At 65.8% G+C, this 1,575-nt stretch carries 1 protein-coding gene; it reads right to left on the reverse strand.

Translation table 11 applies throughout. The annotated features are described in order from the left end of the window. Positions 1 to 84 precede the first annotated feature (84 nt). Positions 85 to 1,572, reverse strand: a complete 1,488-nt coding sequence (gene hutH, locus CAF65_RS27630) for a histidine ammonia-lyase (protein WP_371919033.1) — start codon at positions 1,570 to 1,572, stop codon at positions 85 to 87. Positions 1,573 to 1,575: the final 3 nt, after the last annotated feature.

The following is a 1,575-nucleotide window of genomic DNA, read 5'->3' on the forward strand; positions in this document are numbered from 1 at the left end:
GTCGTCAACGATAACGCGCCCTGCCTGAATGCCCGCGTTGCCCAGGCGTTTTTCGCGAGCAGGCTCGCTCCTACAGGAGGGGCCTTACAGGCTCGGCAGCAACTTGGCTGGAACCAGCTCGGTCAGGCAGCGCGACGCCAACAACTCGGTCGCCGCGTTGATGTCCGGCGCAAAGAAGCGGTCCTTCTCATAGCACGGCACTTCGTTACGCAGGATGGCGCGGACCTTTTCCAGTTTCGGCGAGGTCTTCAGGCCATTGCGCAGGTCCAGGCCCTGAGCCGCGGCCAGCCATTCCACGGCGAGAATCCCGCGGGTGTTCTCGGCCATTTCCCACAGGCGTTTGCCGGCCGCCGGGGCCATCGAGACGTGGTCTTCCTGGTTGGCGGAGGTCGGCAGGCTGTCCACCGAATGCGGATGGGACAAGGCCTTGTTCTCGCTGGCCAGTGCCGCCGCAGTGACCTGGGCGATCATGAAGCCGGAGTTCACACCGCCGTTGGCCACCAGGAACGGCGGCAGTTGCGACATGTGCTTGTCCATCATCAGCGAGATGCGGCGCTCGCTCAGGGAGCCGATTTCGGCGATGGCCAGGGCCATGTTGTCGGCGGCCATGGCCACCGGCTCGGCGTGGAAGTTGCCACCGGAGATCACGTCGCCTTCAGCGGCGAACACCAATGGGTTGTCCGAGACGGCGTTGGCTTCGATGGCCAGCACTTCGGCGGCCTGACGGAACTGGGTCAGGCAGGCGCCCATGACTTGCGGCTGGCAGCGCAGGGAGTACGGGTCCTGGACCTTTTCGCAGTTTTCGTGGGAGTCGGAAACTTCGCTGCGCTCGCCCAGCAGATCGCGGTAAGCGGCGGCGGCGTCGATCTGGCCCTTCTGGCCACGGGCGGCATGGATGCGCGCATCGAACGGCGAACGCGAACCCAGCACCGCTTCAACGGTCAGGCCGCCCAGGGCCAGGGCACCGGCGAACAGGTCTTCACCTTCGAACAGGCCGCGCAGGGCGAACGCGGTGGACACCTGGGTGCCGTTGAGCAGGGCCAGGCCTTCTTTCGCGGCCAGGGTCAGCGGGGTCAGGCCGGCGACTTTCAGCGCTTCGGTGGCTTCCATCCACTCGCCCTTGTAGCGCGCCTTGCCTTCGCCCAGCAGCACCAGCGACATGTGCGCCAACGGCGCGAGGTCACCGGACGCACCGACCGAGCCTTTCAGGGGAATGTGCGGGTACACCTCGGCATTGATCAGGGCGATCAGCGCGTCGATCACCACCCGGCGGATGCCGGAGAAACCACGACTCAGGCTGTTGACCTTGAGCACCATGATCAGGCGCACCAGCTCGTCGCTGATCGGCTGGCCGACACCGGCGGCGTGGGACAGCACCAGCGAGCGCTGCAGGTTTTCCAGGTCTTCGCTGGCGATGCGGGTCGAGGCCAGCAGGCCGAAACCGGTGTTGATGCCGTAGGCGGTGCGGTTCTCGGCGAGGATCTGTTCCACGCAGGCCACGCTGGCTTCGATCTGGGCCGCAGCGCTGTGGTCGAGGGTCAGTTTCACCGGCTGCTGATAGACGTCACGCAGTTG

The organism is Pseudomonas sp. B28(2017), assembly GCF_002113025.1.
Classification (GTDB): Bacteria; Pseudomonadota; Gammaproteobacteria; order Pseudomonadales; family Pseudomonadaceae; genus Aquipseudomonas.